Annotated in this window: 11 protein-coding genes; all 11 read right to left on the bottom strand. The window is 75.8% G+C overall.

From position 1 onward, the window contains the following. From VFZ92_RS08970 to VFZ92_RS08920, 11 genes are read right to left on the bottom strand one after another with little or no spacing between them, the layout of a single operon-like run. Nucleotides 1-1,698 carry a hypothetical protein gene (locus VFZ92_RS08970; protein ID WP_330875355.1) on the bottom strand — a complete coding sequence of 566 codons (1,698 nt, stop codon included), beginning with the start codon at nt 1,696-1,698 and terminating at the stop codon, nt 1-3. Beyond that, a complete protein-coding gene (locus VFZ92_RS08965) occupies nt 1,695-2,246 on the bottom strand; it encodes a hypothetical protein (protein WP_330875354.1) in 552 nt (183 codons plus the stop codon). The genes VFZ92_RS08970 and VFZ92_RS08965 overlap by 4 nt, the downstream gene beginning before the upstream one ends. Further along, entirely contained in the window at nt 2,239-3,375 is a 1,137-nt protein-coding gene (locus VFZ92_RS08960; protein ID WP_330875353.1) for a hypothetical protein, read from the bottom strand. The genes VFZ92_RS08965 and VFZ92_RS08960 overlap by 8 nt, the downstream gene beginning before the upstream one ends. Next, nucleotides 3,372-5,381: a hypothetical protein gene (locus VFZ92_RS08955; protein ID WP_330875352.1), complete on the bottom strand. Its 2,010-nt coding sequence runs from the start codon at nt 5,379-5,381 to the stop codon at nt 3,372-3,374. The genes VFZ92_RS08960 and VFZ92_RS08955 overlap by 4 nt, the downstream gene beginning before the upstream one ends. Next, nucleotides 5,378-6,673 carry a hypothetical protein gene (locus VFZ92_RS08950; protein ID WP_330875351.1) on the bottom strand — a complete coding sequence of 432 codons (1,296 nt, stop codon included), beginning with the start codon at nt 6,671-6,673 and terminating at the stop codon, nt 5,378-5,380. The genes VFZ92_RS08955 and VFZ92_RS08950 overlap by 4 nt, the downstream gene beginning before the upstream one ends. A 13-nt stretch (nt 6,674-6,686) precedes the next feature. Next, nucleotides 6,687-8,609 (bottom strand): phage tail protein, encoded by a 1,923-nt coding sequence (locus VFZ92_RS08945; RefSeq protein ID WP_330875350.1) that lies wholly within the window; start codon nt 8,607-8,609, stop codon nt 6,687-6,689. Next, complete coding sequence (locus VFZ92_RS08940) at nt 8,606-10,654, bottom strand: putative baseplate assembly protein (protein ID WP_330875349.1); 2,049 nt, start codon at nt 10,652-10,654, stop codon at nt 8,606-8,608. The genes VFZ92_RS08945 and VFZ92_RS08940 overlap by 4 nt, the downstream gene beginning before the upstream one ends. Next, nucleotides 10,651-12,567 carry a putative baseplate assembly protein gene (locus VFZ92_RS08935; RefSeq protein WP_330875348.1) on the bottom strand — a complete coding sequence of 639 codons (1,917 nt, stop codon included), beginning with the start codon at nt 12,565-12,567 and terminating at the stop codon, nt 10,651-10,653. The genes VFZ92_RS08940 and VFZ92_RS08935 overlap by 4 nt, the downstream gene beginning before the upstream one ends. Then, nucleotides 12,564-12,968: a GPW/gp25 family protein gene (locus VFZ92_RS08930; RefSeq protein WP_330875347.1), complete on the bottom strand. Its 405-nt coding sequence runs from the start codon at nt 12,966-12,968 to the stop codon at nt 12,564-12,566. Before VFZ92_RS08930 ends, VFZ92_RS08935 begins: the two co-directional genes overlap by 4 nt. Continuing rightward, nucleotides 12,965-13,603, bottom strand: coding sequence for a phage baseplate assembly protein V (locus VFZ92_RS08925; RefSeq protein ID WP_330875346.1), 639 nt, complete (start codon nt 13,601-13,603; stop codon nt 12,965-12,967). The genes VFZ92_RS08930 and VFZ92_RS08925 overlap by 4 nt, the downstream gene beginning before the upstream one ends. Further along, nucleotides 13,600-14,808, bottom strand: a complete 1,209-nt coding sequence (locus VFZ92_RS08920; RefSeq protein ID WP_330875345.1) for a type IV secretion protein Rhs — start codon at nt 14,806-14,808, stop codon at nt 13,600-13,602. The genes VFZ92_RS08925 and VFZ92_RS08920 overlap by 4 nt, the downstream gene beginning before the upstream one ends. Between the last annotated feature and the right edge of the window lie 5 nt (nt 14,809-14,813).

The following is a 14,813-nucleotide window of genomic DNA, read 5'->3' as shown; positions in this document are numbered from 1 at the left end:
TCAGCCCCCGGAGAAGGTCAGGGTCCGGCCGCCGAGCCAGACCACGTCGTGGACGTCCGCGAGCGCGCCGCCGTCCCGCAGGTCGGCGTGCCTGCGGCCCAGCGGCAGCCGGACGTGCACGGCCCGGTCGGTGTACCGGACCGTCGCCTCCAGGTCGGCGAACCGCGTCAACGCCGCCACGGGATCGGTGGTCTCCCGGTCCCGCCACAGCGTCCAGGCGACCACGCCGAGGCCGAGGGACGCGGCCAGCGCCGCGCTGCGGTCCAGCGCGTCCGCCCCCGGCACGGCACGGCGGTCGGTGAACAGCTCCCGCACGAGGTCGGCGACGCGCTCGGCGTGGCCGGGGAACGCGGCGGCGACCGGCGGGGCGACGTCGCCGGCCGTCCACAGCGGAGCGGGCAGGGGCAGCCTGGTCACCGGGTCGCCGCGCAGGGGCCGGACGTCGGTCGCGAACCCCACGCCCGCGGCGGCCAGGTCCCGCAGGCAGGCGGTGGGCAGCGGGCTGTCGCGGACGAGCACGGGCGGCCGGCCGCACGCCGCCCAGTGCGGCAGCAGGCCCGCGACGTCCGGTGCCCAGGCGATCGGGAACACGCCCCGCGCGTCGACCAGCAGCAGGCCGCCGTCCACGCCGGTGACGACGAGCGGATCGGCCGGGTCGTGGCCCCGGCACACCGACAGCGCGAGCACGCCGTCGAGCACCGGAAGCGCCCGTCGCACCCGTCGGGCGAACGCGCCCAGGTCCGGCACCGCGTCGAGCCCGGCGAACGCCGCCGCGGCGACGTGGTCCGCGCCCGCTCGGCGCCACCCGCGTTCCGGTGCGCCGAGCACCTGGTACGCCAACGCCGCCGCGAACAGCGGCGCCTCGCCGAGCAGGTCGATCCCGGCGAGCGCCGGACCGATCGCGCCGAGGTAGCCGGTGCGGGCCAGCGGTCCCACGAGCAGGAACGGCAGCGCGGCGCAGACCCGCGTCTCCCCCACCGCGATCGGAACGACCCCCGCCGAGGCGGTCGCACCGGCGTCGGGGGGTTCCGCGGCCTCCGGAGGGGGCACCCCGGTCGGCAGCGACCCCAGGAGCCGCAGGAGACCGGCGCGGTCCGCGGGCACCGACGGCTCCGACGGCACCAATGGCTCCGACGACCGCGCGGACGGCGGGGGCGACCACCGCCGGGCGACCTCGGCCACGACGACGCGCGCGACCGTCCCGTACGCGGGACCCGGCGCGCGGCCGAGCAGCGCGGTCACGTAGGTGGCCAGCACGGTGTCGGGGAGCAGGGCCAGCAGTGCAGCCAGGTCACCGCGCTCGGCGAGTTCGGCGAACAGCTCCAGGGGCGTGGCGGCGTCGGCGGCGGGCACGGACGGCGCTACGGGCTCGTGCTCCGGTCCACTCGGGACGACGGTGGCCACGGGCTCGACCTCGACGTCGACGCGCGGGGGCGCACCGGCCACCGCACCGCCACCACCACCACCACCACCCGAGCGTCCCCAGTGGACGGTCAACCGCACGGGCTCGGTGATCTCCAGGTCCGGCCCGTCGCCCGCGAGGTGCTCGGCGAACCGGTCGGCCAGCAGGTCGGGCAACGCGTCCACCACCTGCCGCACCAGGCTCCGGGGGTCGGGTCCCCAGCTCCACCCACCGCGCCGGACCACGCGCACCAGGCACCGGTGCACGGTGATGCCGACGGCGGTGGGGGTGCTCACCTCTTCGTCACCGGCTCCAGCCTGCCCGCCCACCCGGCCACCAGCACCAGCACGCCGTGCGCCCCGGTGTCGACGGTCACCGGGAGGGTCACGCCCGTGCCCCCCGGCGCGATCGTCCCCGCCAGGAGGTGCGTCTCCTCGCCGGCGGCGACCAGGGCCAGCACGGTCGTGCTCGCGGCGGTGTTCGCGACGGGCACCGCGACGACGAGGCCGTTGGCGTCGAACTCCAGCGGGGTGGACCACGGCGCGAGCCGCAGCAGCGCGGGCTTCGCCACCACGGTCCCGTCCGGCCCCTCGACCTGGTCCACCCCGAAGGCCAGCGGATCGGCGAACGCCCCCGGCTCGTCGTCGGCGGCGAGCGCCGCGAGCTGCCTGGCCCGCAGCGGCAGGACCGCCGTCCCCGCCCCGTCGACCGCGACCCGCACCGGCAGCGCGGACCCGACGAGCGCGCCGACGTCGTCCGGGGCGCTCTCCCCGGTCACGCCCAGCGCGCCGACGACGTGGCCGGTGTCGGGCACGTACACCACGGACAGCGCCACGTCAGCCACCACCGTTCGTCGCCGCGACCGTGACCAGCACGAGGAAGTCGACCGCGCCGGGGTGTTCGAACACCTGCGGCGGGGACGCGGTCGGGTCGTAGAGGCGCAGCCTGCACCGGACCCTGCGGTCGTCGTCCACCGAGGCCTCCGCCGGGACCTGGAGCGCGGTGCCGGTCGATGAGGGCGGCACGCGCGGCGTGACGTAGGTGTGGACCAGGACGCGGCCGTCGGCGACCTCCTCCGGGCTGACCCCCGACGGCAGGGGCAGCAGCATCCCGTCGGTGGCGGTGCCGGAGGTGGCGAGCACGCTGCCCGCCGAGATCCGGCCGGAGAAGCTGCCCGCGACGGTCAGGTTCCCGTTGGCCGCCACGGTCATCAGCGGGCTGACCGAGCCGGTTCCCCGGTAGAGCCCGAAGACCAGGTTCGGCGGGTCGTCGCCGGACAGCACCAGCGCGGGCTGCCCCTCCCGCGCCTCGGGGCGGGTCCTCAGCACCAGCTCGCCCGACCGCGCGGACACGGTGTCCGCCCGCACCCCCGAGTACCGCACGGTGACGCCGCGCGCGGTGGTCGTGGTGCCGGTGAAGTGCCCGTCGGTCCACTGGACGTACCCGAGCAGCACCAGCCACCGGATCGGCGGGTCCGCCGGTGGGGCGCCGACGGCGGGTGGCCGCTGCTCGGCGACCAGGAGTTCGTCGCCCAGCCTGCCGAACAGGACCTGGTAGGACTCCTCCACCCTCGTCGGTTCGGCACCGCCGCCGCACGACGTGGTCCCGGCGGTGGTCGGGACCCGTTCCGCCGCGGCGAGGAACACCGGGTACGGCTCGGCCGTCGGCTGGTCGGCGCCGTTCACGGCGGCGAAGTCGGCCTCGGCGAGCACGACCGGCTCCGGGACGACGAGTTCGCGCCCCGTCCCGTCGACCGCGACCCCGGCGGACACGGTCACCTCGACGAACCGGGCGCCGGTCGCCGGGTCGGTCCGGTTCTCCTCGGTCAGGCCGAGCCCGTCGGCGATGCCCCAGTCGTGCAGGAGCCGGGCGTGCCGGGCCGCCGCGGCCCGCGCGTGGCCGACCGTGGCCGCGAGGTCGGCGGCGGCGAGGACCTGCCCCTCGTGGAAGGACGGGCGCACCGGCGCGGTCACGACGACTCACCCGAACGGGGCTTCTGCGTCCTGGCGGACGGCCGGGCGCGGCGGGCCGGTGGTTTCGCGGGCTCGGCCTTCTCCCGGGCGGGTGGCGGCGGTGCGCTCTCCAGCTCGTCGAGGCGTTCGCCGAGCCGCTCGGGCAACTGCTCGCGCACCTGCCCGACCTGTTCGCGCGCGGTGTCGAGCTGCGCGTGCAGGGTCTTCACGGTGTCCGTCAGGTCCCGGACCTGCGCCCGCAGCACGCTCAGCTCGTGCAGGCTGTCGGTGACCTCGCTGGGCACCGTGTAGACCTGCTCGTGCAGCGGCTTCGGCGGGGTCTCCCCCGGCGCGGGCCGGAGCAGGAGGTTCCACATCGTCTCCAGGTCGCCGGTGCGCCGCCACGGGCCGAGCAGCCCCGGCACGCAGGGCCGCGGCACCGCGCCCTCCGGTGGCACGGTCGGTGGCCGGTACACCGCGGCCGGGTGGCAGCACAGCCGCTCGGCCAGCTCGCGCAGCCGGTACAGCTTGGGCAGCCACTCGCCGTACGCCGACCCGCCCGGCAGCACCTGCTCGCGGGTCGCCGAGCACACCCGCAGCACGTCGCAGCCGTCCAGCTCCAGGTGGGCGAGCAGCACGTCGGTGTCGGTGCGGTCGATGCACGGCGGGGTGAGCGTCGCGCACGCGGCGTCGGTGACGAACCTGGTCAGCGCGGCGGTCAGGCGCGCGGCGGCCTCCTCGACCTGCGCGAGGTCGGTGCTCGTGAGCCGCCGGTCCCCCTCCTGCTCCGGAGCGGGCAGCAGTCTGGGGAGCGGGGTGCTCCGGACGAGGTCGCGCAGCGAGCAGTCCGCGACGCCCGGCGCCCGGTCGAGCCGACCGAGGAGCCACTCGCGGATCGTGACCAGGTCGTGGCGGAACTCGACGTGGAGCGCGTCGCTCACGGGCGTGCCCTGCGCGAGCAGGCGCACTTCGAGCGGCGCGTCGGTGCCGGGCTCCTCCGGCACGACCCTCGCCCTGGTCTCGGCGATCACGGCGAGTCCGAGGGACCGGCGCGCCTCGTCGGGCCACACCTCCTCCGGCTTGGCCGCCGCCACCCGGTCGCAGACCGCGCCGAGCACCGCGCGGGCCTCGGCGACGTCACCGAGCCGCCCGCCGAACTCGCCCCTGATCCGCTCCTGCCCGGCGGCGTCGTGGGTGTCGTACCGCGCCACGGCGCTCGCGAGACCCCGCACCTGCTCGGTCATCGCGGCCGCGACGTCGGGCGCGGGCGTGCCCTCGCCGCTCTGCCGCAGCAGGCGGAGGGAGGTCTCGTACCGCTCGGCGTCGGCCGCGTCGAACCGGATCGGCCGGACGCCGACGGCCCTGGCCACGACCATCGCGTCCAGGTACAGCTCGAACCGCGTGCTCCTGGCCCGGACGGCGTCGTACGCGCCGAGCGGTCCGATGCTCGTGAGCAGCCGGGTGCCGGGGTTGTACCGGTGGTCTTCGGTGTCGGCGCACTTGACGACGAACCGGACGCCCTCGCGGATGCGGGACGGCACGCAGCCGGGGCTCGGGCACGGCTCCTCGGTGGCGTACGGGGCGACGGGGTCTACCGGCAGCTCCTCGTAGCGGACGTAGAGCCCGTAGCGGCGCTCCCCGTCGTCGCACCCGTCGCCGCAGTCGACGCCGACCGAGCTGACCCGCTGCTCGCGCACCAGCGCCGCCACGTCGACCTTCTCCTTGCAGGCCAGCACGATGTCGTTGCCGCGGCAGTCGAGCGCGTGACCGGGGTGGACCACGACGGAGCCGCCGCCGCACGGGTCGCAGGCGACCTCCAGCCCGCAGACGACACCGGGGCCGGACACCGTCCTGTTGTGCAGGCGCGCCTTCCCGGTCACGTACTCGACCAGCAGGCCCAGGTCGTCCTCGGTGAGCAGCTGGCCCGCGAAGAACCTCGGTCGGACGAACGCGGAGGGCCGCGTGGACGCGCCGCCGCACCCGCAGCCGCAGTCCGCCTTCCCGGTCGTCGCCATCGACGCGGTCATCGACGCTCCTCCGTGATGAAGAACCAGCTCTCGAAGACGTCGCCGCCCGCGCCGGAGCCCGAGGTCCACGGGCCGACGCCGCCGGGCGGCAGCGCGCAGGGGCCGCGCCCGCCCCGCTCGTCCGGTTCGGGCTCGGCGTCCGCGCCCGCCTCGCGACCCCTGCCCACGTACGGGACCTTGCCGCCGACGTTGGTCCCGTCGACGGGGCGGCAGCAGCGGTCGAGGATGAACGCGGCGCGGACGGTGACCATGACCCGGTCGCCGTCCTGGAGCGTCTCGCGGGTGGTCTGGCGGTAGCGGAAGTGCCGGGTGAACTCGTCCTCGGTCTCGCCGGGTTCGGCGAACGTCCCGCCCATGTACCAGGTGTCGGCGTTGCGACCGGCGCCGCCCTCGATCACCTGGACCTCCACGACGCCCGGCTGGAGGCTGTCCACCCGGACGTCGTCGGAGAAGTGGACGACGAGGCCGCCGGTGTCCTTCTGGGTGCCGAGCAGCTCCTTGGCCTCGGCGACGGTGTAGGTGTGGCCGTGGACCCAGTTGATGCCGGTGATCACGGTCGGCACGCGCCTGCCGAACGGGCGGCGGACGTCCAGGTGGACGTGGCGAGGGCGAAGGGGCCCGTGCCCGCGGAGGCCGTCGATCCTGGCCAGCCACAGCACCTTGTGCCCGCAGCGGGTGCGGCACGTGTCGCACCGATCGTCGTCGGGCGGCCGTTCGGTCGTGACCCGCACGACGTGGCTCTCGTCGGTCCAGCCGAACTCACAGTCGGAGGTGTCGGCGCAGCTGCTGTTGTAGACGGTCCTGGTCGGTTCGACGGCCCGTTCGGCGTACTCGACCCCGATCCACACCGTGTCGGCGTCGCGCTCGCCCTCGGGCAGCGCCTCCCACAGGTCGACCACGCAGCCGCCGCGGACGACGACCTCGTTGCCGTCGCAGTCGACCCCGAGGCCGGGGGTGATCCGGACCTTCCTCCTGCGCCGCCCGGAACCCGGGGTGTCCTCCCCGGACTCGGTCGGCGTGTCGGCGCCCTCGTCGGTCGGGGCGGTGTCGTCGGCCCCGGCGGTGTCGTCCGCCTGGTGGTCCGGGGCGACCGGCTCCACGAGCAGCCCGCACACCACGCCGTACCCGAGCAGGCAGCGCATCCGCAGCTTCAGCTTCTCGCGGAAGTACTCCTGCTCGCGCTGGAAGTCCCGCGCGGAGAGCAGCTGCCCGTGGAAGTACCGCAGCCGTCGCAGCGGCGGGACGTCGAACTCGGTGCTGCCGGTCTGCGTCGGTGTCGATACCTCGGTCATCGCCTGTGTCCTCTCAAGAAACCTGTGTGTGGATGCCGACCGCGGAGACCAGCCCGACGGTCACGCCGTGCCGGGCACCTCGCGGTCCCGGTCGCAGCACCCCGTCGTGGCCGAGGCGGAAACCGCCCACGACGGGAGCGGGCAGCGGTGTGAACGCGGTGTCGACCCCGACCGCCGACCGGGTGCCGACCACGAACCCCGCGCCGCCGGTGCGGACCGACGCCCTGGTGTGCGCGGGCGCCTGCCGCGTCACGAGCCGACGCAGCGCGTCGGTGTCGACCCCGCCCGCGGGCACCAGCACGCGGAACCGGTGCGCGTGCTCGGTGAACGGGTCGGTGTCGGGGTCGCCGAAGGCGCGCAGGGGCGCGGCCCCCAGGGCCGAACCGCCGACGCGGAACCGGCTCGCGGAGCGGCCGAACAGCCGCACCGACCCGAGGCCCGGCGCGCCCGACGGGCCCGCGGTCGCGCGGACCTGCGCCCAGCGGCGCTCGTCGGCCAGTTCGTCGAGCACCGGCTCGACGCCGAACACGATCCGCACGGCCTCGGCCACCGCCCACGGGGTGCCGCGCCGCCGGTACAGCTCCGGTGCCCCGGCGAGCAGCGCGCGCCGGGTGGCGGCGTCCCAGCCGGACTCGTAGGTCAGGCCGAGCAGCCCGGCGAGCCAGGGCAGCGCGCGGTCGGGGACACCGGCCGGGTCGAGCAGCGCCGGGTAGCGCTCCAGCACCTCGTCGACCTCGCCGAGCGTGGCGTCGAACAGCGACAGGAACCGCTCGGTGAAGTCGTCGGCCGCCGGGTCCTGCCGGAACGCGGCGGGCAGCAGGTCGGCGCTGGTCGACCTCGGGAAGTCGAGCCGGATCCGGTGCAGGACCGGGGTCGAGGAGGTGTCGCCGGACAGCCGGACGCGGGCGGTGAGGTAGCGGCCGGGCGGCTGGTCGACGAGGAAGTCGGTCGTGCCGACCGGCGCGGTCTGCCAGTCGCTGTCGGCGAAGACGCCGTCCTCCGACACCACGACCGAGACCGACACCGCCGTGCCCTCGGGCACGTCCGCGGTGACCCGGACGCGGTGCCAGCGGCAGCGCGGGACACCGCTGTCGATCTGCTCGGTGACGAAGTCGCCGTCCGGCGCGTACCGGCCCGCCGGCGGCGGCCGTTCGGCGAGGGGCTCGCCCAGCCAGGTGCGGCAGCTCGTCGTGACGCCGTCCGGCCCGTTCTCGCGCAGGCAGAACCCGTGCTCGTCCGCGGCCACCAGCGCGCTCGGCGGCAGCGCGGCGGCCAGTTCGTCCACATCGGACTCCTCGAACGGGTGTCCGCGGTAGAGCCGCAGGTGTCCGCCGTCGTCGGTGAGGAGCCAGACGTCGCACCCCGGTCCGGTGCGCAGTCCGATGATCTCGCCGCTCACGCACGTGTCCAGCACCCCGCGCGGCCGTCCGTCCGACCCGTACCGCCACAGGCGGGTGTCGCGGGCGCGCGTGACGAGCACCTGGTCGTCCGGAGCGGGAACGGCGAGCCGCGCGCCCCCGAGGCGGACCACGCCGACGAGGTGGTCACCCCCGTTGCGCCACACGAGGACCCGGTCGGAGTCCACGACCACGAGCCGGTGGCCGCGGGAGCCGACCGCGATCGGCGCGCGCGACAGCCGGGGGTCGCACCACGGCTCCCACACCGGTCGCCAGCCGCCGGAGCAGGTGTCGCGGCGCAGCAGCCGCCGTCCCGCGACCAGGTACCACGCGCACGGTCGACATCCGGGTGCCAGGCGCGGGTCGGGGAACCACGGCAGCAGCTCGGCCCTGGTCGGCCCGTCCGGGGACGGCCCGCTGCCCGCGAGGCGGACGCCGTCGGGCGAGGTGAACCCGACGAGGTCGCGCACCTCGGCCTGCTCCCACCCGACGACGTCGTCGAGCAGGCGGAACGTCGCCGCGGTCGGCGCGCAGGTCATGGCAGGACCCCTTCCTCGACCGGGATGAGCAGCGGGCGTTCCGGCCAGACCAGCGCGGTGGGCGGGACGGTGAGGTCGGTGCACGGCGGCAGCCGGACCCCGTCGACCGCGAGGGACAGCCCGGACACGGCCAGGACGCCGTCGACGGCGAGGAGCCTGCGCACGAGCGGGGTGTGCCGCACCGCCGCCCCGAACGGCCAGCCCGCGCCGTCCTCCCCGCCCCGCAGCGGGTCCAGGTAGGTGGTGACGGCGTCCGCCGCCCTCGTCAGCACGCCTGCGCGCTCCTGGTCCGGGTCGAGCGCCACGCGTGCCTCCACGGCGACCCGGCGGTACCGGACGGGCGCGGCGACGACCGTGATGCCCGCCGGTGCCGCCTCGCGGGTGAGGAAGTCGGCGACGGCGCGGAGGGTGGCCGCGGTCGGTTCCGGTGGCGCGTCGCCGGTGGTGTCGTCGCGGGGCGGCACCACCAGGACGCCGACCACACCGGGGATGGGGGTGCCCGCGAAGTCCGGGTGCAGGCCGGGCACGCCGTGCGCGCGGGCGACCGACGCCCCCGGCGCGCGGGTGGCGAGCAGGCCGTAGTCGGTGGGGGCGACGGCCCTGCCTCGGGCGCGCAGCTCCCCCGCACCGCGCCGCACCACGTCGGCGTCGGCCTCCGCGTCGGTGCCGCCCGACGCCGGGAACGGGTTGGTGACGCGGGTGACGAACGGCAGCGCGGTCACCACGCTGTTCACGGCTCCGGTGGGCACCGCGCCCGCCGTGCCGCCGCCGACGCGGTACCGGACGGCGCGGACGTTGCGGAAGCCCGGCGGCACGGCCGCGCCGGTGACGCCGTCGCCGAACGCGACCTCGCCGGTCGCGTGGTCGACGGCGAAGACCCGGTCGTCCGGCCCGAACCCGGCCAGGCCGGCCACCTCGCGCCACCGGGACGCCGATCCGGTGGTGGTGCCGAACAGGTCGGTGCCGAGGTCGTCGTCGACCTCGATCACCAGGCTGCCCGCCAGGATCGGCACCTGGCTCAGGCGCATCCGCCGCCGCGCGGGGGTCGTCGGGTCCTGGATCGGCTCCAGCGGCTCGTTGGTGACCGTGCGGGCGGCGGTGGCGCTGACGACGTTGAGCCGCAGCCCGGTGAGCACCGGCGCGGGCGGGGTGAACGCGCCGTGGGCGATCCGCAGCCGCAGCCACCGCAGCGGGGGTCCCGGTCGCAGCGCGGGCGGGGTGCCGGGCGCCCACGTGCGCGGTACCCGCAGCCGCACGGTCCCGCTCGCCCGCAGCCCGCCGGTCCCGTCGCGCTCCACCTCGGCGGGCACGAACCGCCCGCCGTCCAGCAGGTCCCAGCGCAGCAGCGGCGCGGGTGGGAGCGGCAGCGGCCCGAGGCCGCCCGAGGCGACCGGGGTGGGCGGCACGGCGGCGACGACGAACCCGAGCGACAGCGACGGGAACGGGTTGGCGGTGCCGGTGAGCCCGATCCACAGCGCGTTGCCGGGCGCGGGGTCGCGGCCGAACGGCTCGAACGCCCGGCCGGGCCCCGCCGGGCCGAGCGGGACCGGCTCCACGGCGCCGCCCCGCTGCACGGCGAGGGCGCCGACGGTGGCGGGGGTGGCGACCAGGTCCTGGTCGGTCTCGAAGACCACTCGCCCGGTCGGGCGGTTCGCGGCGGTCTGGAAACCGGCGGGGACGAGGACCGAGGAGCCGTCGGGCGGGGTGACGGTGAACTCCAGCAGCGCGACGGCCGCGGTCGCGGGCGCGCGCCGCACGCCCGCCGTCCGCAGGTGTTCGGCCAGCACCTTCTCCGGGAGCCGGTTGACCCGGTCCAGCACGGGCTCGACCTGGGTGCCGAACAGCCGGACGAGCGCGACGCCTGCGTCCTGGCGGTCGGGGTTGGTCCAGTCCGGGGTGTAGCCGGGGATCCGGTCGCGCACGGCGGCGCGGACCGCCTCCCTGGAGGCGTCGACCAGTTCGGGCTGCCCGCCCGAGGGACCCGGCCCCGGCACGATCCGCGCTCGGCCGTCCGAACCCCGATCCCACCACACGACGTCGGTCACGTGAGCCCCTCCCCCGGTTCGGCGCGGGCCGCGACGCGGGTCCGGACCTCCCGCACGGCGGGGAGTTCACCGGCCCGCAGCGGCACGTCGAGGCACGACTCGGCGGGGTCGGCCCCGTCGAGGGCGATGGCGACGGCGCCGACGTCCGCGAGGTCGCCGAGAGCGCGCTGGGCGGCCCGCAGCAGCGCCGACGGCCGCAGCGCCCCGCCGAACGGCCAGCCCGTGCCGTCGTCGCCGCCGGTCAGCGGGTCGAGGTACCCGCGCAGGGCCGCGTCGACCGCGGCGGACACCCGGCCGCGGTCGGCGGGACCGCCAGCCAGGTCGACCCGCAGCCGGACCTCGCGGTAGGCGGGGGCGCGCACGAACACCTCGGTCGTGATCAGCCGCGCGGCGTCGAGCCGGTCGGCGACCTCGCACAGCAGGCCGGGGTCCGGCCGCGGCGCCGTGACGCCGGGCGGTACCGACGGGACGACGTGGACGGTCACGGCGCCCGCGACCCGCGCGCACGGGAAGCCGGGGTGCTCGCCGACCGCCGCGTGGGCCCGGCCGACCGCGACGCCGGGCGTGGTCGTGGCCAGGGTGGCGAAGTCGTCGGCGGTGACGGCGCGGGTCACCTCGCCGAGCGCTCCCGCGGCCCGATCCCGTGCCTGGGCCACGGTTTCCGGGTCGGCGCCGTCCGCCGCCTGGACCAGGTTGGCGCCGGTCACACCGAGGGAGGCGATCTCGTCCTCGACGGGCAGCCAGTTGCCGGTCAGTCCGCCGTTGCCCGCCCGGCCGCCGCCGAGGGTGTGCTCGACGACCACGTCCTCCGGCGCGGCGACCGGGATGCGGCCGGTGAGGCCGTCGCCGAAGACGAGCGCGCCCGCCGTCCGGTCGATTCGGAAGACCCGGTCGCGCGACGAGCCGAACGCGAAGTCGGCGACCGGTGCCCAGTCGTCGCCCCCGATCCGCAGGTCCGCGGTGAGGAGCAGGCCCGCCGCGTCGGGCAGCACGAGCCGCTGGCCGGGCAGCTTCCGCCAGGCGGTGATCTGGTCGGCGAGGTCGGCGCCGGTCACCGCGCGCCGTTCGAGGTGGCGGGCCGTGGACGCGTTGAGCGACAACCGGAGCAGCCTCGGCGGGGTGGAGTACGTCGCGGCGCGGGTGGACACGACGACACCGCGGTCGGCGGTGCTCCACCCCCGCGGCGGCAGCAGCCGCACGACGCCGGAGCGCCGCAGCCCGGCCGTTCCGTCCTCAGTGGACTCGAACTCGCCCGTCGCGCCGGTGTCGGGGTTGACCCACGACCACGTCAGGTCCGCGGGTGGCCGCACGTCGGCCACCGCGCGCGGCGACCACGACGGCGGCGCCGGGGAGTCGAGTTCGACCAGCAGCGACAGCGGTCCGGGCGCGGCGTGCGCACCGGTCAGCGGCAGCGTGAAGCGCGCCGACGCGGCCCCGCCGTCGGAGCCGAGCAGCGGCACCCCGCGGCGGGCGACCAGGTCGGCGGTGCGGTCGCGGTCGGTCCACACCTCCACGTCGGCGCCGCTCACGGGGAACACGGCGACCTCGTCGAGCGAGAACCTGATCAGCCCGGTGGGGTCGCGGGACACCAGGGTGCCCTCGGGCAGAACCGGGACCGGGGTGCCCGGCCGGTCGGCGGTCAGCTGGAGCACGGTCGCGGCGGGCACCGCGGGACGCGGCGGACCGAGGCCCAGCAGGCGCAGGATCGCGACGACCAGCTCGTCCGGCACCTGGTCGAGCCGGTAGACCCGCTGCTCCAGCAGGTAGGCGAACAGTTCGAGCAGCGTGACGCCGGGGTCGACGGGCGCGTGCAGCGTCCACGCGCCGTCGGACTCGGCGGGGATGCGGCGGCGGACGGCCGCCATGAGGTCGGCCCAGGTGAGGTCGTCCAGCTTCGGCGCGGGCAGGGTCACGGCGCGCTCCCGGTGAGGCCGAGGTAGAACGGGAACACGAGGTTCTGCTTGGTGTTGGTGCGCCGGATCCGGTACTCGACCGAGACCGTGACCCGGAACTCGTCGACCGGGTCCGCCTCGGCGCGGACGCCGTCCAGCTCCACGCGCGGCTCGTGCGTGCGGACGGCGGTCGCGATCGAGTTCTCCAGTTCGCGCAGGTTCTGCACGCTGCCGGGCGCGAACACCGAGTCCTGCGCGCGGGTGCCGAGGTCGGGCCGCATCACGCGCTCGCCCGCCGCCGTGAGCAGCAGGGCGCGCAGGCAGTGCTCGATGCTCTGCTCGCCTGCGGCGTAGGAGAGCCTGCCCGCCTCGTCGGGGAGGATCGGGAACCGCCAGCCGGTGCCGAGGAACGGTTCGCTCATGTCGTCCTCGACGTCTGGGAGAGCGCGCCCGGGGGAAGCTGCGGCAACGGCGTGGCGGTCGTTCCACCGGGCGCCACGTGGGTGTGGGTGTTGAAGGCGGTGAGCAGGCTGTCGCCGAACACGAGCGGGTGGGTCGCGCCGCCACCGAGGTCGATCGCGTCGGCCTTGACGGTGACCTTGGCGGCGTCGAGGGTGATCTCGCCGGTGGCCGTGACGGTCAGGGTGCCGCCCTGCGCGGTGGTGATCCGGATCTCCTTCGCGCCGTCGTCGAGCAGGACCTCGTGGCCCGCCCTGGTGCGGACCACCTTCTGGTCGCGCCCGTCGGTGCGGGCGGTCGGCGGCTTGTCGACGCCGTTGTAGAGGCCGCCGAGGACGACCGGGAACCGCATGTCGCCGTGCACGAACGCGACCAGCACCTCGTCGTCCTTCTCGGGCACGAACACCGACCCGTAGCCGCTACCGGCGTGGAGCTGGCTGACCCGGCACCACTCGGTGACGGTGGCACCGCCGTCGAACCACGGGAACTTGAGCTTCACCCGGCCCTCGTCGTCGCCGTCGTTCTCCACGACGATCGCCTCGACGACGCCGTAGTAGCGGCGGTCGGTGCTGCGGGCGCGGGGCGCGGTCCTCGTCACGGGGCGTCTCCCTGGAAGATGCGGCGGCCGGTGAAGGTGGTGAAGAACCCGCTCGTGCCCAGCGTGTGCTCGACCCGCTTGACGAAGTAGGTGCCGGAGAACCGCCGTCCGAGGCCGAAGATCTCCAGGTTGTCGCCGGGCCGCAGCTCCGGCAGGCCCGCCACCCGCCCGGTGGCGGTGATGAACTCGTAGGACCGTTCGCGCAGCAGGCTGATCGCGAGTTCGCGGGCCTCGTCCTCGCTGGTGATCGGGGCGTCGACCACGACCTCCTGCCTGCCGCCCGCCGCGCTGTCGGCGGCCTGCGGCCCGCTCTCGCCGTCGGCCGAGGCCTGGCCGGCGGGCAGGTTCTCGACGGTCGCGGTGAACGCGATCCGCTGCTTGGTGCGCGGGTCCCAGCCGCGGACGGTGAGCTTGCTGACCTGCTTGGAGATCGTGAGGGTCGGGGTGAAGTCGAGCAGGTTCGGCACGAGCCCCTCGGGCAGCGCGGTCGGTCCGGTCGTGAGGCCGGGCTGGTAGGCGAGGCGGAACAGCCGGATCGGGCGGCCGTCGCGGCCGTCGGTGGGCCTGATGAAGTAGAGCGTCTCCTCGCCGGTGGTGGGATCGGGCAGGATGTAGCAGTCGAAGTCGACCCGCTTCGCCCGCTCCACCAGGAACTCCGCGTCGGACTGGTTCTTCTGCACCACGCGGTCGTGGACCGGCCCCTCCCGCGTGGTCACGATCGCCAGCTTGTTGCGCTGCGCCACGGCCGTGGCGATCTGCCAGTCGGCCTGGTTGCGGTAGACCTTGTCGACCGCCGCGTCCGGCTTGTTCTCCTTGAGCCGCAGCATCCCGTCCACACCGCTGACCGACACGGTCGGCGAGGCGCCGTCGGGGAACTTCGGCGCCAGGGTGCTGACGGTGCCGGTCGCGACGGTCATCAGCCGGTCGGCGTAGCCGAGCCGCACGGAGACCCTGGAACCGAGCTTGAACTCGCGCGAGTCGCTGTGCTTGAACCGCAGGTTGACGTCGTCCCAGTTGTTCAGCTCCAGGTCGAAGCCGGACATCTCGTCGATGTCGCGGTGCACCTTGATGTCCAGGATGTCGTTCTTGGTGGACGGGTCGGCCTCGACGCCCTCGATGACCACCTCGAACTCGGGGGCGTACCGGTCGGGGTCGGCGACCTCGGGCTGGGTGGTCGTCGATCGGGTGGTGGTCGGCACGGTCATGGCCC

Origin of the sequence: Umezawaea sp. (genome assembly GCF_036375055.1) — a bacterium.
Taxonomy (GTDB): Bacteria; Actinomycetota; Actinomycetes; order Mycobacteriales; family Pseudonocardiaceae; genus Umezawaea.
Note: the sequence above shows the minus strand (reverse complement) of the source record. Positions and strands in the feature narration are given on the sequence as shown.

What these genes read in the sequence shown, in the direction of transcription:
- VFZ92_RS08945 (WP_330875350.1), bottom strand. Translation starts at nt 8,609, where the DNA reads ATGACCTGCGCGCCGACCGCGGCGACGTTCCGCCTGCTCGACGACGTC.
- VFZ92_RS08950 (WP_330875351.1), bottom strand. Translation starts at nt 6,673, where the DNA reads ATGACCGAGGTATCGACACCGACGCAGACCGGCAGCACCGAGTTCGAC.
- VFZ92_RS08955 (WP_330875352.1), bottom strand. Translation starts at nt 5,381, where the DNA reads ATGACCGCGTCGATGGCGACGACCGGGAAGGCGGACTGCGGCTGCGGG.
- VFZ92_RS08930 (WP_330875347.1), bottom strand. Translation starts at nt 12,968, where the DNA reads ATGAGCGAACCGTTCCTCGGCACCGGCTGGCGGTTCCCGATCCTCCCC.
- VFZ92_RS08920 (WP_330875345.1), bottom strand. Translation starts at nt 14,808, where the DNA reads ATGACCGTGCCGACCACCACCCGATCGACGACCACCCAGCCCGAGGTC.